Source organism: Clostridium sp. C8-1-8 (assembly GCF_009928445.1).
Classification (GTDB): domain Bacteria; phylum Bacillota; class Clostridia; order Clostridiales; family Clostridiaceae; genus Clostridium_AR.
Window position 1 is genome coordinate 21800 of sequence record NZ_JAABNO010000022.1, and the last position, 26813, is coordinate 48612.

Consider the following 26813-nt stretch of genomic DNA (forward strand, 5'->3'; position numbering starts at 1 on the left):
TTCAAGAATCATTAGGTATGTGATATAAAAAATTTCACATTTATATTAAGGGTAAAAAAAGACCGCCATAATGGCGATCTTTTTCATTTTCTATTTTGGCTCTACTCCGCTTGCAAGAGTGCCACCAATATAAGCTGTTACTTTACTGTTATCAGCATAGCTTGAAGCACTTCCATTAAAGGAATAGTCGTTACTTTGACTGTAATTTGACCAATCTGCCTTAGCAAATCTTCCTGCTACTTCTACTGTAGCACCAGGTGCTAAGGTTCCTGCAGCAGTTGAGAAGCCTACCTCTAGGTAAGTGTCTGCATTAGTTACAGCTGTAGCTAGTTTTACAAAGTTACCAGTTACATTTGAAGAACCAACACTTGCCCAGTCACACCAGAAGTTATTGCTTGTAGCTCCATCTGCTGTGAAATAATATCTAAACTTAAGATCCGATAAGTTAATTGATGTAGTTCCTGTATTGGTAACCTTAAATTTTGGAACTATTGAGTTTGTTGAAGTTGAGGTATTTCCATTAAAGAATTGAAGGCTTACATTTCCTACTGGCTTTGGCTTTACAGGAAGTTTCACCTTAATATTTACCTTAGAGGAAACACTGCTTAGTCCTGAGGTATCTGTAGCTTGAGCAGTTAATGCATAGGAGTCTACTCCATCAGCACTATTTGCGTATCCGCTTGGAGTCCAAGTAACCTTGTAAGGACTAGTTGTTGACTCACCAACCTTAGTACCGTTAGCAAAGAATTCTACCTTTGCTATAGTTCCATTGTCAGTTGTAGCATTTGCTGATATTGTTATTGGATTAGCAGTTGTACTATTGTCAAAAACTTGACCTTCAGTTGGTGTTGTTATAGCTGTCTTAACGGTGTTTGTAGGAACAGTTGCATTATCAAAAAGATTTGCGTAAGTTCCGTTTGCTATAGCAATTTCACATTCTGCCCAGAATCTATGATAGTTAAATACTGGAGATTCTCCCTTATCATATGCAGCTTTAACCTTTGCATAGTCAGGATCATTTTTGTATTTTGAACGTATATCTAAGAAGTTAACCCCAGGTTTTATAGCATCACCATTTGGCATTGTACCAGAGAAAGTGCTTGGTACATATACTTCTTGATCGAACATTCTATGATAGTCAGCACGAGCTTCTGGAGCTGAAAGTCCCTTATCATCGCTGTAAAGCTTCCACATTCTATCTAGTAATTCTTTAGCTATTGATTTGGCCTTATCATCAAAGGCTGTAGGAGTATATTTTTGAGTTGCTGCACTATAGTATAGTAAAGTATTTGCAAGTGAGGCACTAACACCTAAGTCTGTAGAGTAATTAACTATCTTTACATGAAGGTTTGGATTGCCAGTGTAACTTCCATTCCAAGTATCTGGTTGACCTGACCAGTCAATAGTTGAAGGAACTTGGAAAGTACCATCTACGTTAAGCTTAACTTCTGGTTTAACCCACTTTACCCATTTATCTAATATTGCCTTAGCCTTGGTATCTCCTGTGTTATAGTAGTACTCAGCCATACGTTGCATAGACCAAGTCTGCATACCAAACCAGGTATTGCTGCCTGGATCTTCATATACTGGATTTGGTACATATGCCATACCGTAGAAGGTTGATGTACCTGCTGGATATTTTTCATATCTTCCATTGTAAGAGTTAGTAGCTCCACCAGCTATAGCTCCTTCTGAAGATTGTAACCATTGGTAGAATTCCAATTGTCTATTCAAACTCTTTCCCCAGTCTGCAGCACCATTAGCAGACTTAGGTTTAAAATCGCTATTTGATGAAAGTACCCATGCAGCTAATGGATTTTGGTAACCAAAGTGATCATGGCTTGAACCTATTCTCCAAGACCAGTTGGCTCCTATTCCACCACCCCATGCATAGTACCATGACATTAGATAGCTAGAACTATCATATCCAGTACCTGCACTATTAATATCTTGTGATCCTATTTTCTTAAAGTACTTATCAAAGAAGGAATATCTTAAGTAATCTCCCATCTTAGAGGACTTTTGAACTAGACTTGAAAGATCTACACCTTGTTGTTTTGCCCAGTTATCAGCTGAATACATAGCTTGAACTACACGGGCATCAGCATCTGGTGCATTGGTATACTTCCATTGCTTAGAATAACTTGAATCACCAGTAAATAAATCAAGATATCCATTCTTTCCACCAAACTTCATTTCATCCCAGGAAGGCTGAGGAACTGTTTCCCAAACTGACTCTTGTTTTCCTCTTTGGAAGGTATTTATATAAGATGGAGCTGTCTTTCCATCTGCTCTTGTTCCATAACCATACCAGTTATCAACATCTAGAAGCCAATGCATACCATAGATATCACTTGTTCCATAGGCTGATTTCAATTCGTTTGCTATAGGATCCTTACCAACAGGAACACTTGGCTGAAGCTGGCTAGGATATTTATCAGGTGTTTCATACTCACCAGCATAAGTAGCTGGCTTATTAGGATCATAAGTTGAATTGGTTGGTTGATCGTCATGAGTTGGAATCATATATTTTTCCATAGTATCCCAAGCTTTAGTTAGTCCATTCCAATTACCTGTGAACCTTCCATTCATTGCTTCCAGCCAAGCATAATAACTCATAGCTTCACTAGTAGTTTCGTGACCATAATCAGGTGCTTCAACCATAAGGGTTTCAACTGAATGATAAGGAATACCTTGTGGACTAAAATATCCATTCTTTGAATCATGAATCTTGTTGTAGAGTGTTGCGAATCTTTGTTGATATTCGCTTAGAGTTGCAGCTTTTGCAGTACTGGTTTTAGTAAACCCTCCTCCAGAAGCTGTAACAGCCGACAAAGTCATTACCATGGTGACTAGTAGACCAATCTTCTTTTTCATTTTTCTTTTCCCCTTTTTTTTATATTTATGATATTAGAACCTAAGGTTCTATACCAAACACTAAATTATTAGAAACATAACAGGTAATTTTGTTATAGTCAGTATAACCTGATGAAGAAGCATTAAAGGAATAATCATTACTTTGGTTATAATTGGACCAATCATTTTTAGCAAATCTTAAAGACAGCTCAACACTTTGTGAAGGATTCAACAATCCAGCTGCTGCTGGAAAACCTACTTCTAGATAATAATCTGCATTAGTCTTTGGACTTGCAAGCTTTTGGAAGGTTCCAGTAACATTGCTAGAGCCAACGGTAGCCCAATCACACCAAAAACTTTGACCTTTATCGCCATCTATGGTGTAGTAATATCTTAACTTTACATCAGAAAGATTTATTGCTGTTGTACCAGTATTTGTTAGCTTTATTTTAGGACTTATTGAATTCGTTGACCCTGAGGTGATTCCATTGAAGGCTTGTACTTTTATATTCCCTTGTGGCTGAGGTGCTGGCTTTATAGGAAGCTTAACTTTTATGTTAACCTTTTCAGAGTTAACTGAGTTTCCTAAGCTATCAATCACCTTAGAATATAAAGCTATATTTTCATAACCATCTAAGTTTGTTGTGTAACCTGTTGGTACCCAATTTGCCTTGTATGGCGCTGCAGTTGCTTCACCTATCTTTGTATCATTTGCATAAAACTCCACTTTGCTTATAGTTCCTTTAGATATGGTAGCATCTGAGCTTATCACTATAGGATTAGTAGTGCTAAACTGATCGAAGGCTGCTCCATTTACAGGTGAAGTAATTTTAGCTGTCATTGATATATCATTTATTGGTTCTACTCCAAAAAGTTTAGTTGTACCTTCATATACCGGGATGTTTGAACAGGTTGTCAACGCTCCACTATTTGAAAGTTCTTTGTAAGAAAAGTCATTACTATTGTTCCATACAACACTAGAAGGTGCAGAAACTCTAAAAACTATTTCTTTTCTATAGGCAGACTTACCGCCAGGATAGATTTTAGTACCTGAAAAATCAACATTTACATAGTAAATATTTTTAGCTACATCGTAAGCTATTGGTTTTGAAACCGTAGCTCCTTCATTAGTTCCAGTAGATACAGTGATATCATTAGCTGTATATCCTGCGTTTATTACTTCTGTTAGATCCATGTAGTATCTAAAGGATAATTTATCTGAAACTCTTGCTGGCCATCCACTTTTGTTGTTTAAGAATGCATCAATCTCAACAAAATTATTACCAGAAGAATTTACCTTTGCTTCAACAAAGTATTCATTATTAGTTTTTACCTCATTAGCATTAAAGTTTGCTATCGGGTCGCCGCCATAGCTTCCATAAAGCTTTACAAGTGCTCCTGTAAACCCAGCATTATAGTCGCAAGCTACTTCATTCTTTGTATAATCTGTGATTGTATCTACATAGCTGTCATCACCACCAGGTCCTCCAACCAAAGCTCCATATAGAACATGCCTTGAATTTACTGGATCTTGTTTGTCGTCATCCCATGAACCTTGAGAAGTTCTATGATGAGGATGTGTTGGTGCATTTTGTCCAAATCCAACTACAAAGCTTCTTCCTGAGCTTCCTAAAGCATAATCTACTTGAGATTTTGCAAAGCTCTTATAAGCAGTTGCTTTACTAGCATCACAGCCTGACCAGTCAGAGTATACTAAAGCCAAAAATGCTGTAGCTTCTGCATATCTCAGTGATCCCCATTCAGTTAAAAAAGCCAACCCTTTAGGAGTGTATTTTATCTTATCTCCGTTGTAACCTACGGACCACCAATCTAAATGCCTTTCTGTACTTTGTTTATAAATAGGTTTATTGGTAAGCTTCGCAAGCATTAAGATTGCTCCATACCTGACGTCATCCCAGCTTTGTGCCCATTTATATGCATCTGTACCTAAGGAACTTATACAGCTTTCTGCTTTATCCAAATAAGTTTTATCGTTAGTAGCCATATATAGCCAGACAGCCGCAAAAGCTAAGTCATCTAAACATCCACTATAAGACTTGTAATAATCATTTGCAGCAGTATATCCGCTATCACTTCTAGTTGTATCGGCAAAGTTAAATAACTCCTTTGCATGTTTTAAGCATAAAGCTGAATAATCAGCATCGCTATCCTTAAAAACTACTGAGGCTGATGCAAGTGAGGCAGCAGTTTCAGCAACTACAGTGGCACCTGGGTTATTAAGATCAACCTTATAGGAAGGCCTATCCATCTGCATAACTTCTGCAGGCCCCCACCATCCGTGATCTTTTACCCCATCTCCCACTTGATAATAATAAACATTTGGTGATGGATGACATTTTATAAAGTAATCATTGGCCCATTTTATATCGTTAAGTGCATATTTTAGCTGACCACTTTTTGTATATTGGTCTTTAGCTTCATATACACTCCAAGCAAGCATAGTTGAAGAATAGGACATTGGTAAGTTAAACTTTACATGATCTCCTGCATCATAGAAGCCTCCAGTTAAATCTAATCCATTATCTTTTCCGTCATTTAGCCCAGAGTCACCTCTCCAGTTATCTCTTCTATCCTCTGGTAATTTTCCTGATCTCTGTAACTCATAAAACATTAAAGACTTTTGAAGAGCTTCACCGTAGTTGTAACCAGACTGGCTTGTACCAGTAACAGCATAAGCGCTGTTCATGGGCATAACAGTACCAATCATTGATAAGCTTAAAAATAGACTAAGCAATTTTTTCAATATATCATCTCCCTTAAAATTAAGAAATTCAGATAATAATATATTATTAAAGCTTCGCGCAAAGCTATCTAAAACAGGCACTAGATAAATCTAACTATGATTTTAATTACAATTCTTACTTCAACTTGGAATATTTTTTTGGAATATTATTGAGATTTGTATAGCTTTTCTTCGAAATGTTTTTAAGAATGGTTTAAAAAGTCCACATACTTTTAACTTTGTAAAAATCTAGCAAGTTGTTTCTGTAATGTCATTGTAACTCATTATACTTGCAATTGTAAATATGTTTTTAAAAAAATATCATTTTAAAATTTATTTTGATATCTATTTGCTTATTTGTTAATTTTTACAAATAAATACTCTTAATAATGTAATAAATTCCATCTTATGCTGAACAAATCAACATAAGATGGAATTATTTAAATACTTATGATATTATAAGTTTGTTAATAATGTCACAATATATAAACTTAATAACTTTATATTTATATATTATTTCTATAAAACTTAAAGTGTCTTGAGAGGAACTTCACATGAGTGATATAATTTTGACTACAATTTTAATTGTTTCTATAATTCTTTTTGTATTAGGTATAAAAATTAAATCTCTAAGAAAACTTAGAGTACTATCAATTATCCTAATAATAATATGTTTAATCTTATCAATAAAAGATCTTCAAGGTGGTTTTTTACAAGGATTTAGTAATGGGTATACTAATGTATCTAAATAACTACAAAAGCCATGGATAAAAGGCAGACTAATATCTCCCTTTATCCATGGCTTTTGTAATACATACTTATAAAATTATAAGTTTACTCTATCCATTTTGTGAGTTCTGAAGCAGGCTTTCTTACAGTAGGTTTCTTTTCCATATCAGCATATCCCAAGTAAACCAAAGCTACTAGCTCATCCTTTTCTTTTAACCCAAAAAATTCTTTCATTTTTATATGATAGCATGCCTTACCAGTTTTCCAAAAGGCTGCTACTCCTAAAGCATGTGCTGCTAAAAGCATATTTTCCACTGCCGCATAAGTCGCACCCAGTTCTTCAATCCTTAAAGCCTTATTATTTTCAGTAACTTCTGCCGCCACTGCAATAATAACTGGCGCTCTAAAAGGTTTGTTTATTTCCTTTTCTAACTTCTTTTTTCCATCTTCACTCGCTATATCCACTCCAGAAGTTACTACTATATCTTCCATAACCTTAGATAAAGCTTTTCTTCCATTACCACTTATAACAAAGAATCTCCAAGGTTGAGTTAAATATCTGTTAGGTGCATGAGTACCTGCTTCAATTATACTTTCTATAACTTCCTTAGGTATAGGCTCATCTTTTACTTTTCCTATGGAAGTTCTTGTGTTTATTGCTTCTAATACCTCCATAAATTTCACCTTCTCATTTAATTATTTTTCCGGCATCTTACCGAACATCTTATATAATACTTTGTCATATACATCTAGTTTATCCGCTAGCATATGCCAGTTTTTGTGTTCTTCATTTGCAACTTGAACTTGATTTTTCTCAATTTTTTCTACTCTTTCTTTTATGTCCTTTATGTCATCTCGTAATGCCTCTAACAGTTCCTTTATTTCTTTTTCTTCCATTTCTTTACCTCCTGTAAAATAGGATACTAGTATTTAATCATACATCGAAGCAGTATGATAAGTAAAGTGGTCATCAGTTAAAGTTTTGTTCTTCCAGCTTATCTCACTTAAATTATTATCTATGCTTTCTACAATATACTTTAGAATCTCAGTTTCATCAGCTTTTTCATCTTTAGCAATACTCAATATAAGTGTATCAAGTTTGTGCTTCAAATATTCTTCCATAGTAGCTCTAATTGAGTAATTGCCCAAATACTCAGTATCATATTTTTCTTTTTCTAAAGCTTCTTTTTCCTCTGAAGTTCCAATGGTCAAATTTATATCTATAGCTTCACCATCATAAAAATAAAGTACTCCTAAAGCATGCAAACTAATATGTTTAAAGTTATCAAACACATAATTTTCAAAAGAAGTACTTATATCACCTATAAGCTCTTTAATATGACTAGCTACTTTTGATTGATGGTAATCAATATAAAAAGGAATGTAGATGCCTTCAGAAAGTAATCCAACTTCCTCCAAGTCACCAGTTTCGCTATACGTTATTTTTAAATTACTTAAATCCCTATATAACTCTTTTTCATAAATATGCCTGTGTCCATTATTCAATATCTTATAAAATGGTGAGTAACAAAGAATTTCAAAGTTACTATCTACATAATCATCTAGTTGAAAGTCTCTTTCATAAACAACCTTAACATCAACGTTATTTTTCTTACCTATTAAGATTATTAAATCCTCATCAGTATATGTATCGTATAATCTCTCCATAAAAATACTAACCTCGGTTTCATAGAATATATCTCAATTATATATTCTATTATAAATAAATACAAACCTTCAGATGTACAACTTTTATAAAAAATAAATATTAGTAATTTAGTAGTAATCTGTATAAAAAACTCACTTATACTGTATGGTGGCTACTATAGGAGGTTAATCACCTACCCAAACTAATATTTTCACTTAATTTCCAGTCAATCCTATTACACTTCCCTTCGAAATATAAATTATGTATCTGATATCTAATCTATATTAACAAATGAAAAACTTCTATCTAACTAAAAAAGATAAAAGCAAAAGGAGAAATTTTATGTTAAAAACAATTAAAAGTAAACTTATTATGTTAGTTACAATTCTAGCACTTTCAATGTTCATCTTAGGAATCTATTTTTTGATTACATTGAATAAAGTAAATTCTAGTTCTACAGTCATAAATGATATATGGTTAGAGGGAGTCAAGCATTCTCAATCAATAAACACTTTAACCTCAGATTATAGAATACTAGAATTTGAACATATCTTATCTACTGATGCTAATGTCATGAGTTCTATAGAAACAGAATTAGAAAAAACAAACAACATTATAACTGATGAGATGACTAGTTATTCAAAGTCTTTATACAATGATGAGGATAAAAAACTATACAGTACTTTTAACACAGAATGGACTAAATATCTTGAACTGCATAAAAACATAATTACTCTTAGCAGAAATCTAAAAACTGACGATGCTATGCAGATTATGAATACTGAAGGGAAAACAGCTTTTACAAATGCATCATCCGCATTATCAAAGTTAGTAGATTTTAATAAGACTATGTCTGCAAAGGCTAGTGCTGATGGAGATGACCAATATAATAAAGCTAAAATTGTTTCAATAATTATAATAGGTACTATGGCTTTACTTTCAATAATTTATGGTTTATTTATAACTGCTAAAATTTCTAAATCCTTAAATACAGTAAAAAAGGATTTAGATACTTTAGTTGAAAAAGGTGGAGACTTAACTCAAGAGATCAAAGTAAATTCTAAGGATGAAATTGGCCAAATGGCTACTAGTCTAAACATGTTTATTGCTAATATTAGACAAATTATGAGTGAAATTAGCTCTGGAACTGAAAGTATACTTGTTGGAAGCGATGAAATCAATCATATGATTAATTCTCTTTCTATAAGCATTGATGAAGTATCTTCAACCACTGAGGAGCTTTCTGCTGGAATGGAAGAAACTGCTGCTTCTGCTGAAGAAATCTCTGCGACTTCACAAGAAATCGAAAAGTCTATACAGGATATATCAGAGAAATCTATGGATGGTGCAGATAAAGCTTCCCAGATTAACAAAAGAGCCGAAAATGCCCGTAATGAATTTATTATATCTAAAGAAAATGCACAAAAGGTATTAAATAGTACTAAAGAATCTCTACAAAGAGCAATTGATGACTCAAAGGTAGTAGAAAAAATAAGCATACTATCTTCATCCATACTTGAAATAACCGAGCAAACAAATCTTTTAGCTTTAAATGCAGCAATAGAAGCGGCTAGAGCTGGAGAAGCTGGCAAGGGATTTGCAGTTGTTGCCGATGAAATAAGAGGTTTAGCTGAGCAATCCAAAGATACAGTTGGTGAAATCCAACAAATTACTAAAGGAGTTACATTGGCTGTTAGTAATCTTGCTGACAACTCTACTGGATTATTAAACTTCGTTTCTGAAGATGTAAACAAAGACTATGAAAAAATGCTTGAGGTTACTGAGAAGTACAGCAATGATGCTTATTATGTTGACAAACTAGTTAATGAGTTCAGCTCTACTACAGAACAGTTATTGGCATCAATTCAAGATATCACTCGAACTATAGAGCAAGTTGCAGATGCATCTACGGAGGGTGCTAGCGGAAGCACAAATATTGCAAGCAGGATTATAAGTATTAGCGAAACTTCTTCAGAGGTATTGCAAAAGGCTAGCGATTCAAGAGACAATGCAGAAAATCTAAAAAGTGCTATTAGTAAATTTAAGTTATAACAGCTCTAAACTATATAATTATACTTTAAGGTGCTACTAATTATATTTTTCAGGATTTTCATAAGTAAATCGGATTCAATCATAAGCTTATCGAATTACCTAATATATTTCTTAACTAAATACATAATGTAATAAAACCTCTAAAAATCTTATAATGAATTTATATTGAAATATTATTCCATAGAACTAAAAAAAACAAGATAATTAAAATTATCTTGTTTTTTTATTAATATACTCTACTTTGCAGCAGCATCTTCAAATACATAGTTTTGAATTCTCTTCTTTAAAGCATCCTTATCGTATGTAAAGTAGAATGTTCCCTTAATAAGTCCACCCTTACAGTTATCTAGTCCTTCTATTGGGAATATTTGTTGTTGTATATTTCCAATACCACTCTTAAGTACTCCAGTACCTAAGCTAAGTAAATCAGAAGCTCCTATAGTTGTTTCTAAATAAGGTGATACCTTCTTAATTACGCCTGGAAGTTCTGTTGGACTTGTTGATTTAATCTTATTAAACATAGCTACTAAAACTTCTCTTTGTCTATCTGTTCTTGCAAAGTCATTATCATTATATCTTATTCTACAATATCCAACTGCTTGTATACCGTTTAAGTGTTGCATTCCTGGTGCTGAAAGTGAGCTAGCTGTCTTATTTACTTCTCTTGCAACATCTTGTATATATTTGTTTGTTTCTGTAAATTCACTTTGTTTTACATTAATATCTACTCCACCTATAGCATCAATTATGTTTGCTAATTCACCAAAATCAACAACTACATAGTCTTTGATATTAAGTCCGAAGTTTTGGTTCATTGTCTTTATTGACAGTTCTCCTTTACCAAAAGCAAAGGCATGATTAAGCTTGTCCATTCCGTGTCCATCAATACTTACATAACTATCTCTCATTATAGATGTAAGCTTAAGTTTATTATGCTTTTTATCTATTGTAACAAACATAGTTGCATCTGATCTTCCTGTATCATTTGCTCGTCTGTCTACTCCAAGTAACGCTATATTTATTATACTATCATCATACTTATCTTTAATATCCTGATCTATACTCCTATTTACTTCATCTTTAGATATAGTATCTTTCTTTATTCCACCAAGAGTATCAGAGTACAGCTTATATAACCCAACAGAACCAAAAACTAAAACAAATACTAATACCGCTGTTACAGAAATTAAAACTATTTTCGTAGACTTTTTCATTTTCTTTTTATGTTTATCTTTTTTTGCCATTTTCGTCCTCCAATTATATTATTCTCCAATTTTTAAATACTAAATTCTTTAATGCTAAATCTCACATTTAGTATTCTACCACAAAATTATTTTTTTTTCACAAGAATATTATGTTTTTTGATGAAATAATCCATATTTCTCACACAATTCCTTGATATTACTAGTGTATATTATTTTATCGAATCATTATAAACATAATGGTTACAAATTGATGTAATATTTATAAACTTAATTACCATAAAACTGATATCTAGCTATATTTTCCTTGGAATAAAAGATTTTTTATATATTCCTAGACAGTAAATAAAAGCATTATAGAATTTCTCGTTATCTACAATGCTTTCACTTAAAAATAGTCTTTTCTATTTTAAAATATTCAAAAATCTATTCATTCTTTCATTCTTAGGATTTCTAAATATCTCTTCTGGACTTCCCTCCTGGAGAATCTTTCCTTCCTCCATAAATACCACCTTGTGGGCAACCTCCCTAGCAAAATTCATATTATGAGTTACAACTACCATGGTCATACCTTCTTCTGCTAGTTCTTTCATTACTTTAAGAACTTCCGCTTCCAATTCTGGATCAAGGGCTGATGTAGGCTCATCAAACAGTATAATCTTAGGTTCCATTGCCATTGCTCTAGCTATAGCCACTCTTTGCTGCTGGCCTCCTGATAGTTCATAGGGGTAATTATTAGCTTTCTCTGACAATCCAACTTTACTAAGTAACCTCATTGATTTCTCTTTTGCCTCATCCTTAGAACGTTTTAATACTGTAACCTGTCCTTCCATTATATTTTGGAGCACATTCATATGTGGAAACAAGTTAAAGCCTTGAAATACCATTCCAGTCTGCTTTCTGAATGAAATTATTTCTTTTTCAGATAATTTGGCGTTACTATGAAACTTAATAGTGGTATCCCCTAAAGTGATTTCTCCTTCATTAGGTATTTCTAATAAATTCATACATCTAAGTAAAGTAGTTTTACCAGATCCAGAGGGACCTATTATTACCGTTGTCTTACCTTCTTCTATATTTAAATCTATTGACTTCAAAATATGATTTTTTCCAATAAACTTGTCTAACTTACCTATATTAATCATTGTGCCCTCCGTTACTTAGCTACATATTTCTCTAATCTTAACTCTATTCTTCTTTGAACTGCAGAGAGTACCGTACAGAAGATCAAATAAACTACAGCAGCTTCAGTATAAAGCCATAAGGGCTCATAGGTAGTTGCTGTAACTCTTTGCGCTACCTGGAACATCTCGGTTAGGGTTATAGTTGCAGCTAAAGAAGTATCCTTTACTAAACTTATAAAAGAATTGAATAGTGGAGGTACTGATACTCTTGTAGCTTGAGGTAAAATTATCCTTCTTAGAGCTTTACTTCTACTCATCCCTAGAGAAAACGCTGATTCCCATTGGCCTTTTGGAATAGATAAAATTGCCGCTCTTATGACTTCTGAATTATAAGCTCCTACACTAAGGGTAAAGGCTATAATCGCTGATGGTAATGGATCTAAAATAACTCCTATTTTAGGTAAACCATAAAAAATTATAAATAACTGTACTAAAAGTGGAGTTCCTCTTATTATCCAAACATAGAACTTTGCAATGCCATTGAGTATCTTAAGATCGGACAATCTACATAATGCGGTAAAAAGTGCTAAAATCAAACCTAATATAAATGAAATGATGGTAACAGGCATGGTAAAAACCAAGCCTGCTTTCAATATTGGCCAGAATGAATCTGTAAGTATATTAATTATTCTTAAAGTGCTTTCGTCAAGATTCATCTTAAACCCTATTTAGATACATCTACATTGAAATATTTATTGGATATTTTTAAATAGGTACCATCATTTTTCATATCAGCTAAAGCCTTATTTATTGCATCTACTAATTCTTTGTTTCCTTTGTTTATAAGTATACCATCTTGATCTGCATCTTTCTTCTCCGCAGCTATCTTTACTGCAACATCAGGCTTCTGTTTCTTCAAATCATAGAAGGATAAACTATCATTAATAGTTGCATCTGCTCTACCTGCAAGTATTAAATCAATAGATTGATTAAATCCATCTGAAGTTACTATCTCAGCACCATTTGCTTGAGCTAACTTTCCTAGATTACTAGTAAGAGTTTGTGCAGCTTTTTTTCCCTTTAAGTCTTCAAAAGTATTTATTGTTGTATTATCGCTCTTTACTACAAGAACCGCTCTTGAAGTTACGTAAGGATCTGAAAAATCATACTTCTTTTTTCTTTCTTCACTAATTCCTACTTGGTTTACCACAATATCAAATCTCTTTGCATCAAGTCCAGCAAGCATTCCGTCCCACTTTGTTTCTATAAACTCAGGCTTTACACCTAATCTTTTAGCAACTTCTTCTGCTATTTCTACATCAAAGCCTACAAGCTTGCCATTGCTATCATGATAAGTATACGGAGCATAAGTTCCTTCTGTTCCTACCTTTATAGTACCTTGTTTCTTTATGCTTTCTAATAGATTTGTAGAGGTTGTGCTTTCTTTTGTTTTAGATGCACAACCAACCAATCCAACTGTTGCTATTAAAAGTGCTCCCATAAGTAATGCAATTTTTTTCATTATTCTCCCTCAATTCCTAGTGTTTTAGTCATATTAGTATGTTTTGTATGTTATCATTTATTATATATGTAGTCAACAGGTAATATGTTACATGTAAAAGCTTATAAATATTAGTAATTTCCACATGAGTTATAGGCTGTTAACTTATATAATATAGCCTTATCATTAAAGTAATTTTATTTTCTCCAGTATTTAGATTTTTATTATATATATTTATAGCTTTTATAATTTTTCAATATATATATTAAGCTTCTTTACTCTGAGTATTTTTCATAAGATTATGAAATCGATATCAGCTTTAAAATAAGTTTTATTATTTAATATCTACAATAAGTAGATGTTCTTAATAGTCGTAATTACTAGGTTTAGCCATTAGAATCTTTCACTAGTCTAGAAAAGTAAAAAAACACAGATACTTTCCTTAATTAGAAAGCCCTGTGTCTATATTAAACTATTAAATTTTCTTAACTATCTGTGGGTTTATATTACAGTACAACAATTGAGTACTCTCTAAAATAATCAGATAACCATTTTCTAAAGCTTATATTTCTATATTTCTTCTAGGAATTTTAAACTTTATCTCTTTCTCTATCTCTTCCAAATCTCTTTTATTCTTAGGATCTATGAAAAGACAAGTATATCCTTCTGCACCTGCACGCCCAGTTCTACCTATTCGGTGAATGTAAGCTTCAGCATTTTCAGGAATATCATAATTGTAAACACGATCTACTCCAGTTACATCTAAACCTCTTGCAGCCAAATCTGTAGCAATTAAGTATTGTATCTCTGCTTTTCTAAAGGACTTCATAACCTTTTCACGCTTCGATTGAATTAAATCTCCATGAAGTTTTTCACAATTGTAACCACGACTATGAAGTGTGTCTTCTAGTTCATCAGCTCTTCTTTTAGTTCTGCAGAATATTATAGCCATAAAAGGATTGTCTTCGTCAAGAACCTTACAAAGTGCATCCTTTTTATTCCTATCTGTAGTTTCAACAACTTCTTGTTTAATATTGTCAAGGGTCACTTCATTAGCTTTTTTTATTGTAATGGTTATTGGCTCTTTCATATATCTATATGCCAGCTTCTTTACCTGTGCATCCATTGTTGCTGAGAAGCAAAGTATCTGTCTCTTCTTTGAAGTTTCCTTTATTATAGCTTCCACATCATTTTTAAACCCCATTAAAAGCATTTGATCCGCTTCATCTAAAACTAGGGTCTTCAACTTTGAAAGGTCCACTGCTTTTCTTTTTATATGGTCTAACAATCTTCCTGGAGTAGCTATTATAAGATGTATATTCCCTTTTAATTTTCTAAGCTGTCCATCTATATCCTTACCACCATAAGCTGCTAATATATTAATATTCTTAGCTTCAGCCAGCTTCGTTGCCTGTTCTGTTATCTGAATAGCCAGCTCTCTAGTAGGAGTTAATATTAGAGCTTGAATGTTATCTGTCTTAGGCCAAATATTTTCAAACATAGGTAGTAAGAACGCAAGGGTTTTTCCTGTTCCTGTTTGAGCCTCTGCTATAACATCTCTTCCTGATCTAACAAACTCTATACTTTCCTTCTGTATTTGAGTTGGTACTGTAATTCCAGATTTCTTAAGTACTTTCGTTAATTCTTCACTGATACCTAGTTCTTTAAAATTCATTTTATTTCCCTTTCCGTTAGTGCAAATTTATTTTAATTTTCTCAAATCCGTATTTAATTTCTTGTTATTAGATTAACAATTAATTAAGAAAACCCTATATTCAGTAGATATAACATATTATCTGCTAATTGAAATCTACTTATTATAAAAGAGGTATTACTTCAATTCTTAAACTCAGAATTAAATTTTCTAGGAAAATTTATAGAGTTTAAGCTTTTAAATAATCTATCTTGCCCTTAAAACATCGCTTAAACATAATATCATAGAAAGGTATAAAACTTCAACGTTAAACTTTTTAAAAAAGTCGCTGAAGTGAACTTTTTTGCACATCTGCCTTTCCGAATGTACATAAGGAAAATCTGGCAGGAAAAAAGCCATGCATACAGAGCTCTTTAGCTTACTCTCATGCATGGCTTTATAAATTTAAAGGTATTTTAGATATATTAATTATTTGCGCAAGCTCATCTAAGCATCGGATGACTGACCACTTAATTTCAACACAGTACTTTAACAGAGCTTAATTTTTAAATGCTTGGAAAATCTATTATCTCAACTTTTTTAACTCCAATAGCTTTAACTCTTTCCTCTACTTCCTTCATACGAGCTCGTGAAGGTATTTTGTCTTTAATTTTTTCTTTTTGATCTTCTCTTAAACCTTCTGTATGAACTCTTATAAGCTTATATATTACTTCAGGAAAATCTTTAACAATATTGGCAACTGTATCTACGGTGTTGTCCAAATCCATCAACTCTTCAATGAGTACAGTCCTAACTTCATATACTTTGTCGAGACTTAGAAGATATTTTAAGTTGTCAACATTATTACTCATCATGGTATCGCATAGGCTCTCTAAGTTATCAATTGCTTTTATATCAACCATGAATTTATCAGTTACAGAAATAAGCTCTGATATTTCTTCTTTATCAAAAAATCCATTAGTATCTACAAAGCAAGTAAGTCCTAAAGATTTAACTTTTTTAAATAGTTCAGTTATAAAAGGAGCTTTTAAGGTTGGTTCCCCACCTGACACAGTTATACCTCTTATAAACAACTTATATTCTTCTATTATTGATAACAACTCATCTACAGTATAATCCGTAGTTCTAGGAGATGAATTTGTTTTACATACCTTTATACATTGGTCACATTCTACACATAGTTTATTGTCAAACTGTATACTATTTAAACCTTCCTTTATAGCCTTTGTAGGGCAGCCAGGCAAACATAGCTTACATTTGTAACAAAGGTTTATAGTTTCAGGATTATGACAATAAACACAATGTATATTGCACCCCTGAAAAAATATAGCAAGCCTATTGCCAGGGCCGTCCACATTAGAAAAAGGAATTATTTTATTTACTGTAGCTCTACTTTCCATCTTTTCTAACTCTTCTGTCTAAGACATGAGCCATTGTATTAGAGCCTGTTCCTAAAATATCCGTATCTCTAAGAACCGCTTCGCCTTCTCTTACCTTCATTATCTCGCTCTTCTTAACAAGATATCCTGTAACTCTTATAAGATCTGTATTATGAAGGTAGGTAGTCAAATATCTTCCACCAGAAGCAAAAGCCCCGTCTATTATATCTACTACCGCATCAAGTTTATTCAAGTAAGTTTGATCTAAAGCAAATAAGTCACCAGTACCTGAAGTAAAATACACATGGAAAGGCATAGCTTGCTTTATATGAATCGGAAGTATTGGTTCCTCTCCAACTGGTATTCTGTGAGCTGGAGTATTATTGTGATCTTCCTCACTTAAGCTAGCACCTACTTGGGCATGTAATAAGTACTTATTGTTTGTCCTTTCACAATAAACAGCTTCATGCTCCTCTGCAATCTTTTCTACTAGCTTTAATATACTATGAGCTATTTCATCACCTCTTTTTGAAGTTCCGAAGCGTTCATCCACCCCTTCAAGTTCTAAGATGTAATTAACTGCATCAGCTAAACCAACTATTCCAAACATAGCTGAGAAGTTTTCCCTCTTAATAAAGCCTTCTTTTTCAAGAAAAGAACTTTCAAAGAAGTTAGATTTTTCCACTAGGAATTTTATCCTCTTGTCCATCATGGTTGCCATAGCCTTAGTTATTTTAGGCAACCTTTCCTGTAGAAGTTCATCTAAGGAAGTGACACCTTTTACTATTGTTCCAAGTCTTAATCTAGGAAGGGTATATGCTCCTCCACCATTTGGTAAAGCATTGTAGCAGCTTACAATCCTATGATCTCCAACGTCTTCAGTATACTTCTTATTATTACTAAAGGATGGCTTAGAAACCTTAAGACATGCCTCCGCAGCCTTTAGAGCAAAATCTCTTGGAGTTATATCTTTGTCATATCTTATGGTCATGTTAGGTGTAGGATTCTGAAGCTCAACTATAGCTTTTAGTATTAGTTCTCCTGCTTTTGTCTTTTCTGGACCAATGTCTGCATGACAAAATGAATCAACTATAGTTTTATCTACATGATTTAAGAACCTTTTAATCTTTTTATAATCGGAAGTTTCATCAGTGATGAAAGGCTCCATCAATTTATCCAAATCTCCTATATAAACAGGGAATGAAGTTATTGATGGAATATGGGAATATAGTATTAATAGACTATCAAGCAACTCGTCCAAATCTGCTGGAGGTTGTAAATCTAAAAATTGGCACCCTTTTTCAACTAAGACTGAATAATCAGGAACTATATATCTTGGTCTATATAAAGCATAACCTTCATTTAAGTCACATATCATTTCTGTTTCTATATATTCCATTTCCTCATCAGTGTATCCTAAAATTTCACGAGGATCTAAAAGCCTCTCAGCAACATTAGCTAGATTGTACAACTTCTGCTGGTAAGTATAACTTTTACTTGTGGCAATATCAAGAATATCATTAACTTTAGATATCATAAAAACTCCTCCTATTTTATCAATTGTTATATTTTATATTTGCTAAATTTAAGAATGCTGTTGAAATTAAATATTTACGAGGAAAAGGCTATCTAAGCAATCAATTAAAATTAAATGATCTTTTTCATATAAAATAATATTAATTCTTTTCGCAAGCTAATCAAAGCATTCGATGACTAATTAGTTAATTTCAACAGGTTACTTTAACAGGTCCAAATTTTACATTAAATTTTATATTGAAGTAGTACAACTTTAAGTATACCTTTATTATAATCCATTAATCTAAGTTTTTAAATAAACATGTGCTTATACACTATCTTTTCAGTCTAGAAAAACATAACTTTTTACTTATATCAGAAGTATTTGTTATTATTATTTTAAATTCAATAAACTAGTATTAAATATGTATCACTCCATATTTAAATTTTATCTTTAAACTATCATCTCATAACCAAGAGAAACTTTAAACAGATTTCCAAATGAAGTTGTATATCTTTATATACACAAACTACAAATAATACTATAATTAAAGTATAGATGTTTATTTAAATAAAGGCTATGTTTAATAATATTGTTGAAATTCAGTGGTCATGAAGCATCGGATGACTGAACACTTAATATCAACACGGTACTTTAACAGAGCCTAAATATAATTAGGGGGAATTTCTATGAAAAAAACTAAAAACATAATGCTTTATCTTTATATATTCTGTACAGTTCTATTCTGTGGTACAGGCTTTATTACTATATCTACTGCCAGCGGTAAAACTTATATCTTTTTAGGTATAATATTTTTATTTTTCGCCGCTCTTGAATACGTATCCAAAGCAAAAGCAAGAAAGTAATAAATTCTCTGATAATCTTATTAATATAATGTAACAAATCTCCTTGCAAAGAATTTTCTTTATTGGTACCATATTAAATGGACAATGTTAGGAATAATCTACATCAAAGGAGATTTTTTTATGACAGTAGAAAATGTGAGCGAAATTGCTCTTATAGCTGGAAGTATATTACTAGAAAATGGTGCAGAGACTCATAGGATAGAAGGAACCGTTTCTTCTATTTGTGAATCTTATGGGCTAAGTGCAGAATGCTTAGCCATGTCAAATGGTATATTGCTTTCCATCGAGACTACCGACGCTAACAAAATTACATCAATGAAAAAAGTTTGTCAAAAACAAGTTGATTTATATAGAATTGAATTGATTAATGCCTTTTCACGTAAACTAAAAAAGAGCTTAATGAATTATGATGATGCTAAAAAGACTTTGGAAGGTATACAAGACTCCCCAACTTTTACACTACCTGTACGTACCCTGGCTGCTTGCATGACAGGCTTTGTATATTCTTTATTTTTTAATGGATCTCTTTTGGACGGAATTACTTCAATATTTATTTGTTTTATTACTTATATAATATTAGAAAAGGTTGCTGCATTCGATATGTCCCAATTTTTCAAAAATTACTTATCGGGTTTTGTAATAGGTGGTACAAGCTTATTAGCTCATTTACTATATTCTCCTATTAACCAAAATAATGTGATCACAGGATCAATAATGATACTTTTACCAGGTGTGGTACTTACTAATGGAATAAAGGATGTTATTTTTGGATACTTTTCTGCAGGAATAGCTAAGTTTTGTGAGGCACTTATTATTATAGTAGCTGTGTGTGCAGGAGTTATAACTGCACTGCTGATATAAGTTTGGAGGATATTGATATGTCAATTAAGATGATTACACTAGCTTTTGTAGGCAGTATTTTTCCTGTAATATTATTTAATATTGATAGAAGGAAAATTATTTTTGCAGGTATTGGCGGAGCTCTAGGATGGATAGTATATAGCTTAGTTCTAAGTAAGACAACCAGTGAAGTAATAGCTTCTTTTTTTGGTGCCTTGGCAGTAAATGCCTATAGCGAACTTATGGCTAGAATAAAAAAGACCCCTGCATCGATGTTTTATGTACCTGGTATATTTCCATTAGTTCCAGGTATAACAGCTTACAGTACAGTAACTTACCTTGTTCAAAAAGATTTTAGTTCTGCCCAAAGTACTGGTATTCTAATGTTAGGTATTGCAGGTGCTATTGGTTTTGGAATTATGCTATCATCAGCATTTTTTGGCTTTATATCAAAGATATATAAAAACTATACTAGAGTTGTTAGATAGCTTAAAGAGCCATCCTTTAAAATAAAAGAGAGTTATTTAATTGCTTTCTTAATAAATAGTAAGATTATTTATGTTTTGCCATAAAGCTATATAGGCACTCAAATTATAGCTTTAAATTTTCCTATTAGAATTCAAAGGAGTCTTGAAAATAAATATAGATTTAAGTCATAATACTTATTCAGTGTTTTCAGAAAAAAACTTGATACATAATGAAGAATAATATGATAAATGGAATCAGCATAAACACTGATTCCATTTATCATATTAACCTGTACAACAGTTAAATTTTCAATAATAAAGAAGTAAGAAACATGGTGATGTGGTTAACACCAATACAGATAATTTATCACCTAAATATAATCTTTCGACTATAAAAAAGCACATCACTACCAATATTAATGGTTCACTCGACCTTATATAATATTTACACAACTATATATAACCTTTCGGCTATATATAACCATTACAACACCATATAAAATCTTATCTCGACCTTATATGATAAGTTGGAACCTCATTATAATCAAACAATGACTATAATAAAGCTTTTCCTAACCATATAAAATCTACACTCTAAGTAAAAAACAGTTCCAGGCTGAGTTCACTTAGATCACTTATAAACTTAGTATAAACTATCTTTCATAAGCATTGCCTTATCACCATGTTCCTTACGATATTAATATAACCTTATCAAAAGATTTAATACATGAAATTCGAATTTTTTTTAATTTTTTTAAATTTTATTTTCTGATTATAAAATAATCACATAGAATATAACTTACCACTGAACTTGTGCCTTATTATAACTATACAATTAAGTACAAAACTATCAGTAAAATAGTAATAATTTTAGTTTAAATCTAATAAGGCTTTTTTTGTAGAATTACTCTTAATATACTTCATATCTTTCGCCGATTTTGGTTTCGAAGGTAAGTAATGAGTTATCTTCATCATAGCTTCCAGCAGCTTCACCATTGCAGTAGGCCATAATATTACCTTCAGAACATATTATACAACTTTCTCCTGCCTTAGAAAGAATACTAGCTTTAACTAATTTGCCCTCTTCCCATGTAAAGTCAACTTCGAAACCACCTCTAGCACATAAACCAGAAACCTCTCCTTGACTCCATGCTTTAGGAAGAGCCGGTAAAAACTTAATGCATCCAGTATGACTTTGTAGCAGCATTTCAGCAATTCCTGCGCTACCTCCAAAGTTACCGTCTATTTGGAAAGGTGGATGATTGTCTAAAAGATTAGGCAAGGTGGATTTGCTTAAAAGTGCCTCTATATTTTTGTAAGCCAAATCACCTTCTTCTAGTCTAGCCCACATATTTATAATCCATGCTCTGCTCCAGCCTGTATGTCCTCCACCATAAGAAAGCCTTCTTTCAATAGTTTTCTTGGCTGCTCTAGCTAGTTCAGGCGTATCTTTTAAGGTTATCTGATTGGAAGGATGTAGCGCAAAAAGCTGAGATATATGTCTATGTCCTGGCTCTACCTCATCATAATCCTCTGCCCACTCTTGAATCTGGCCGTATTTTCCTATAGTTGGCTTTGGTAATCTCTCAATGAGTTCTTCTAATTTGCCTCTAAACTCCAAATCAGTGTCTAATAACTTAGATGCTTCTATACAATTAGAAAATAAAGCATGTATTATCTGACTATCCATTGAAGGCCCTATACATATACATCCTGTTTGTCCATTAGGAAGACTGTAGGTATTTTCTGGAGATACAGAAGGACATGTAACCAGTTGCCCTTTATTATTTTCTATTAAGAAATCAACAAAGAATAATGCTGCTTCTCTCATTGTGTCATAGGTTTTTGAAAGAAAATTATAATCCTTATTGAATTCATAGTGCTCCCAAAGATGTAAGCATAGCCACGCAGCTCCCATAGGCCATTGAGTTGCAGGCATCCAAAGATCCTGTGGAGCTGTATCTCCCCAAATATCAGTATTATGATGACACATAAAGCCTCTACAGTTATACATCTTTTTAGCTGATATTCTTCCTGGTTCTCTCATTCTTTCAATATGATCAAATAATGGCATATGAAGCTCTGATAAATTACAGGTTTCCGCTGGCCAATAATTCATTTCAGTGTTAATGTTTATAGTAAATTTACAGCCCCAAGGTGACATCATATCTTTATTCCATATACCTTGAAGGTTTGCAGGTAAGGTTCCTGGTCTGCTACAGGATATAAGTAAGTACCTTCCATATTGGAAATATAAACTTATTAAATCTAAATCACTCTCTCCTTCTTGAACTTTTTTTAATCTTACATCAGTTGGTAAAAGCGAGCTTTTATCCTCACTATTAAAGTCCTTTAAGGTAAGCTTTACTCTATCAAAAAGTCTCCTATAATCAGCAATATGATCGTGTTTTATCTGTTCATAAGATTTATTTATAGCTTCTCTTATAGTATTTTTGCACCACGCTTCTGGTTCATCTCCATAATAGTCAGTTCTAGCCGCCATATATATAGTAACCTTATCTGCCTTTTCCACCACCAGTTTATTACCTATACTATATGAATTTCCTCCATCAGCCACTACCTTAACCATGGAGCAAAAGCTTATACCTTTGTCACTGCCACTTTTCCCTTTTAAAATAACCGAATCCTTTATGTCAGCATAAATATAATCAAAATAACGTTCTCTATTTAAGGTTAACATAAAGCTTAGTTTTTTACTTTTATCAGCATCTAACCTTATAACCATCACTTTATCTACTGCACTTATGAAGACTTCTCTGCTGAATGCTACATCTCCACTACTGTATTTTACTCCTGCCACAGCATTGCTTATATCTAAAAATCTTTCATAATTACATATTTCTTGCTTCTCATGCTCAAAATCTATAAATATATCACCTAAGGCCTCATAATGTCTTTGATCTTCAGGTGTTCCAGCCATAGCTATAGCTGTAAGCTTTTCAGCTTCTTTAATATTTCCTTCAAAAAGCAACTTTCTTATCTTAGGTAAGTATTCCAAGGAATCTTTATTGTTTCTATCTCTTGGGCCACCATCCCATACAGTCTCTTCATTTAGCTGAAATCTTTCTTTCTCAATACCTCCAAAAATCATGGCTCCTAAACTCCCATTTCCTACAGGAAGAGCCTCATTCCAATTTTCTAAACTTGCTGCTTTATCATACCATAGCTTCATCACTTTACTGCCTCCTATTTATGCTTAAATCTAAATATATATGTTACAATTTCAGCTCTCTATAAAAAACTTTATACGGCTACAAACTGTTTGAATCCAAATCTTCAATTGCAGCATACATTTATTTTATTATGAAAGATCTTATTCTCATCTCATTGCTTAATTTGATAAATAAATCATGTACACCTGTATGTGGTTTCATATCAATTCTTATTATCTTCAAACAATCAAGCTCTTTATTTTCTTCTACCTTACATTTTCCTATAGAACTACCATCTATTGAATCTAAAAGTAGCTCTACTGTCCCAGCTTTATTATTTGATATAACTAGCTCACAAACTTTATTACTTACAGAAAGTTCAAAATCATTAAATCTCAAGTAACTATTGTCACTTTTTGCTACAACGCAGTCCTTGCATTCTTTCCACTCATCAATAAACACTTCATTATAATCGTCGTAATTTACGGCTAGGATTTCTGTTCTACATTGCCTTGCCAAAAGAGTTTTCCCAATGATTTCAATAGACTTTTCTAACCTTATATCCTCTGATGAGCTTCCTACCATAACTGTGTAACTGCCACTTTCCACAAAATAACTCTCTGACCTTACATCCCAGAAGGCTAAATCATTAATTTTTAGATTAAATTCTATTTCTTTCTGCTGCCCAGCTTTAATATTTACTCTTTTAAAAGCTTTAAGTTCCTTATATGGTCTTTTTACGCTTGGATTATCAGCTCTTATATAAACTTGCACTACTTCATCACTGTCAAATATACCAGTGTTTTTAACTTTTAAGGTTAATGTAAGCTCTTCATCTTCAGCTAGTTTCTCTGAGGATACCTTCAAATCACTATATTTAAATTGTGTATAAGTAAGTCCATGACCGAAAGGATAAAGAGGTTTACCATCATAGTACATATAAGTTCTTTTACCTTTTATAATGTCATAGTCATTTATCTGAGGAATTCCTTCAAGGGATCTATACCAAGTCATACTCAATTTTCCCGCAGGACTATACTGTCCAAAAAGCACCTCTGCAATTGCATTGCCAAGTTCTTGGCAGCCATGAGCTGTGTATAAACTAGCTGGAATATTCTCATCAATATAGTTTATGGAGAAAGGATAGCTTCCAACAACAACTACTATAGTATTAGGATTGGCCTTATATACCTCTCTTACTAATTGCTCTTGTGAAGCTGGAAGATTTATATCAGTTCTATCTATCTCCTCTTTTCCATTTATAACAGGATTATTTCCTACAAAAACAATGGCTACATCACTATTTTTTGCTACTTCTACTGCAGCTTCTATTCCATCCTTAACCTTTTCAAATCTATAGCTAAGGTCCTGGCAACTCACAGTATCCTCGCTAAAACTTGGATTGGAGGTATTATCTTCAAGGACCTTTAAGTAAGCTTGTGAATCCAGACAAATAGGTTTATCATTCCAAGTTCTTATTTTTATATTATCCTCATTAATCTTTTTCACCTTAATTATTTCCTTAACGAACCATCCAAAAACTTCTTCAGCAGTTGCGGATATTTCCTTATCATCAGTGGTTACATACCTATCCTCTTTTAGAGCCTTAAGTGTGCAGCTTTCCCATCCCCAATCAGATAACTCAAATTCATCTGCTTTGGCAGATGATACCTTGTCAAGCCTAACCTTCTTTTCATTAGAAACCTTAAGATACCTCTCACAATTAGCGTCTGAAATCTTAATAATATCATTACCACTACAATAACTAACCTCACAGCCTTCTAGTATATTCTTTATTCCTTGAAGAGGAGTCACTTTATACTCATGCCTTCCTGTATACCAGTCTCTATACACCACATCTGCTAAAGGTCCAATAACTGCTACATTTTTCAGCTTATTTTTATTTAATGGAAGTGCATTTTTTTCATTCTTGAGCAATACTATTGCTTCCTTGGCAGCTTTTTTTGCTAAAGCTTTATGCTTTTCACAGTTCAATACTTGTTCTGAGATATTGCTGTATGGATTAAGTTCAGCTGGATCAAACTGACCTAATCTGAATCTTACCTTAAATATGTTAGTTAGTGCTTGATCAATATCTAGTTCATGTAGTAACCCTCTATCAACAGCTTCTTTTGTAGATTTTATAACTAAATCTCTATCGTCAGTCATAACATCTACTCCGTTTTTGATTGCATTGGCTATGGTTTCAGCATGAGTATCATAATATTTATGGAACTCAACTGTCTGACTCATATCCCCGCCATCACAAACAATAAAACCATCACAGCCCCATTTTTTCTTCACTATTTGTTTCACCTCTGGATTAACTATACAAGGTCTTCCATTTATCTCGTTATAAGCCGTCATCATGGAGTAAGCTTTTCCTTCAGTAAAGGCTTTTTCAAAGGCTTTTAGATAATATTCATGCTTGTTTCTTGGATCAATGCTACTAGAACAATATATTCTTCCTTCTTCATTATTGTTTCCATAGAAATGCTTTGGAGCTGGCACTAGCTTCAAATAAAACTTATCTTCCCCTTGCATGCCTTTTACAAGCTCTGCTGAAAGTTTACCAGTAAGACACGGGTCTTCTCCATAAGCTTCTTCTGTCCTGCCCCATCGTGGATCCCTCTCCATATCTATAGTTGGAGCCCATAGGGTAAGTCCACCTTCTTCATTACTTTTTTTGTAATATACTCTAGCCTCATCTCCAATAACACTTCCTATGTCCTTCATAAGTTCACTGTCCCAGGTACATGAAAGCCCTTGGGGCTGTGGAAATACTGTTGCTGGGCCAAGAGCTGATACCACTCCATGAGCAGCCTCACCACCAACACCATATTTTTTTATACCTAATCTCTCCACCGCTCCTTGGCTAGTTGGAATCATTGATATCTTTTCTTCTAAAGTCATCCTGCTAATCAAATCTTTTATTCTATCTTCAAGTGGTAAAGTAGGATTTAAATAAGGATATTTATATTTATTTGCATCAAACATAGCTTGTTTCATTTCAATTCTCCTTAATAAAATTATCTAAAGCATTTTTTGCATACCTGAATTATA

General features: G+C 32.9%; 19 protein-coding genes and 1 pseudogene. 5 read left to right on the plus strand and 15 right to left on the minus strand.

Annotated elements, in window-relative coordinates:
• Positions 1–90: 90 nt before the first annotated feature.
• From GXK57_RS27000 to GXK57_RS18990, 3 genes and pseudogenes are all read right to left on the minus strand, one after another.
• Complete coding sequence (locus GXK57_RS27000; protein ID WP_347709102.1) at positions 91–930, minus strand: cellulose binding domain-containing protein; 840 nt, start codon at positions 928–930, stop codon at positions 91–93.
• Positions 904–2877 (minus strand): annotated as a pseudogene (locus GXK57_RS18980) (glycoside hydrolase family 48 protein); the annotation flags it as partial. The gene GXK57_RS27000 and the pseudogene GXK57_RS18980, both read right to left, overlap by 27 nt.
• A 40-nt stretch (positions 2878–2917) precedes the next feature.
• On the minus strand, positions 2918–5569 hold the full coding sequence (locus GXK57_RS18990) for a glycoside hydrolase family 9 protein (RefSeq protein WP_347709103.1): 2652 nt from the start codon (positions 5567–5569) through the stop codon (positions 2918–2920).
• Between the two features lie 584 nt (positions 5570–6153).
• Here GXK57_RS18990 and GXK57_RS18995 point away from each other — a divergent pair.
• Positions 6154–6351: a hypothetical protein gene (locus GXK57_RS18995; protein WP_160679361.1), complete on the plus strand. Its 198-nt coding sequence runs from the start codon at positions 6154–6156 to the stop codon at positions 6349–6351.
• 82 nt (positions 6352–6433) lie between these two features.
• Here the strand turns inward: GXK57_RS18995 and GXK57_RS19000 are convergent, their stop codons facing one another.
• The 3 genes from GXK57_RS19000 to GXK57_RS19010 are packed head-to-tail and all read right to left on the minus strand — an operon-like array spanning position 6434 to position 7996.
• Complete coding sequence (locus GXK57_RS19000; RefSeq protein WP_160679363.1) at positions 6434–7003, minus strand: nitroreductase; 570 nt, start codon at positions 7001–7003, stop codon at positions 6434–6436.
• Between the two features lie 21 nt (positions 7004–7024).
• Positions 7025–7225: a hypothetical protein gene (locus tag GXK57_RS19005; protein ID WP_160679365.1), complete on the minus strand. Its 201-nt coding sequence runs from the start codon at positions 7223–7225 to the stop codon at positions 7025–7027.
• A 33-nt stretch (positions 7226–7258) separates the two neighbouring features.
• Entirely contained in the window at positions 7259–7996 is a 738-nt protein-coding gene (locus GXK57_RS19010; RefSeq protein ID WP_160679367.1) for a hypothetical protein, read from the minus strand.
• A gap of 322 nt (positions 7997–8318) precedes the next feature.
• On the opposite strand from GXK57_RS19010, the gene GXK57_RS19015 reads away from it, so the two are divergent.
• Positions 8319–10028, plus strand: coding sequence for a methyl-accepting chemotaxis protein (locus tag GXK57_RS19015; RefSeq protein ID WP_160679369.1), 1710 nt, complete (start codon positions 8319–8321; stop codon positions 10026–10028).
• A gap of 236 nt (positions 10029–10264) precedes the next feature.
• Here GXK57_RS19015 and GXK57_RS19020 read toward each other — a convergent pair whose 3' ends face one another.
• The 7 genes from GXK57_RS19020 to GXK57_RS19050 form a co-directional block, all read right to left on the minus strand.
• Positions 10265–11272 carry an LCP family protein gene (locus GXK57_RS19020; protein WP_160679371.1) on the minus strand — a complete coding sequence of 336 codons (1008 nt, stop codon included), beginning with the start codon at positions 11270–11272 and terminating at the stop codon, positions 10265–10267.
• A 362-nt stretch (positions 11273–11634) separates the two neighbouring features.
• Positions 11635–12375, minus strand: a complete 741-nt coding sequence (locus GXK57_RS19025) for an amino acid ABC transporter ATP-binding protein (protein ID WP_160679373.1) — start codon at positions 12373–12375, stop codon at positions 11635–11637.
• A gap of 11 nt (positions 12376–12386) precedes the next feature.
• Positions 12387–13070: an amino acid ABC transporter permease gene (locus GXK57_RS19030; RefSeq protein WP_160679375.1), complete on the minus strand. Its 684-nt coding sequence runs from the start codon at positions 13068–13070 to the stop codon at positions 12387–12389.
• Between the two features lie 8 nt (positions 13071–13078).
• Positions 13079–13876: an amino acid ABC transporter substrate-binding protein gene (locus GXK57_RS19035; protein WP_160679377.1), complete on the minus strand. Its 798-nt coding sequence runs from the start codon at positions 13874–13876 to the stop codon at positions 13079–13081.
• A 541-nt stretch (positions 13877–14417) separates the two neighbouring features.
• On the minus strand, positions 14418–15530 hold the full coding sequence (locus GXK57_RS19040) for a DEAD/DEAH box helicase (protein WP_160679379.1): 1113 nt from the start codon (positions 15528–15530) through the stop codon (positions 14418–14420).
• A gap of 524 nt (positions 15531–16054) precedes the next feature.
• Entirely contained in the window at positions 16055–16909 is an 855-nt protein-coding gene (locus GXK57_RS19045) for a YjjW family glycine radical enzyme activase (protein WP_160679381.1), read from the minus strand.
• The gene (locus GXK57_RS19050; RefSeq protein WP_160679383.1) at positions 16899–18425 is read right to left on the minus strand and encodes a YjjI family glycine radical enzyme; all 1527 of its coding nucleotides are present in this window, start codon (positions 18423–18425) and stop codon (positions 16899–16901) included. Before GXK57_RS19050 ends, GXK57_RS19045 begins: the two co-directional genes overlap by 11 nt.
• 668 nt (positions 18426–19093) lie before the next feature.
• Between GXK57_RS19050 and GXK57_RS19055 the strand changes: the two genes are divergently transcribed.
• The 3 genes from GXK57_RS19055 (at position 19094) to GXK57_RS19065 (ending at position 20598) form a co-directional block, all read left to right on the plus strand.
• Positions 19094–19270, plus strand: coding sequence for a hypothetical protein (locus GXK57_RS19055; RefSeq protein ID WP_160679384.1), 177 nt, complete (start codon positions 19094–19096; stop codon positions 19268–19270).
• A gap of 120 nt (positions 19271–19390) precedes the next feature.
• The gene (locus tag GXK57_RS19060; protein ID WP_160679386.1) at positions 19391–20131 is read left to right on the plus strand and encodes a threonine/serine exporter family protein; all 741 of its coding nucleotides are present in this window, start codon (positions 19391–19393) and stop codon (positions 20129–20131) included.
• A 17-nt stretch (positions 20132–20148) separates the two neighbouring features.
• Positions 20149–20598: a threonine/serine exporter family protein gene (locus GXK57_RS19065; RefSeq protein ID WP_160679388.1), complete on the plus strand. Its 450-nt coding sequence runs from the start codon at positions 20149–20151 to the stop codon at positions 20596–20598.
• Between the two features lie 889 nt (positions 20599–21487).
• Here GXK57_RS19065 and GXK57_RS19070 read toward each other — a convergent pair.
• Positions 21488–23770 carry a glycoside hydrolase family 95 protein gene (locus GXK57_RS19070; protein WP_160679450.1) on the minus strand — a complete coding sequence of 761 codons (2283 nt, stop codon included), beginning with the start codon at positions 23768–23770 and terminating at the stop codon, positions 21488–21490.
• Between the two features lie 121 nt (positions 23771–23891).
• Entirely contained in the window at positions 23892–26759 is a 2868-nt protein-coding gene (locus GXK57_RS19075) for a glycoside hydrolase family 3 protein (RefSeq protein ID WP_160679390.1), read from the minus strand.
• Positions 26760–26813: the final 54 nt, after the last annotated feature.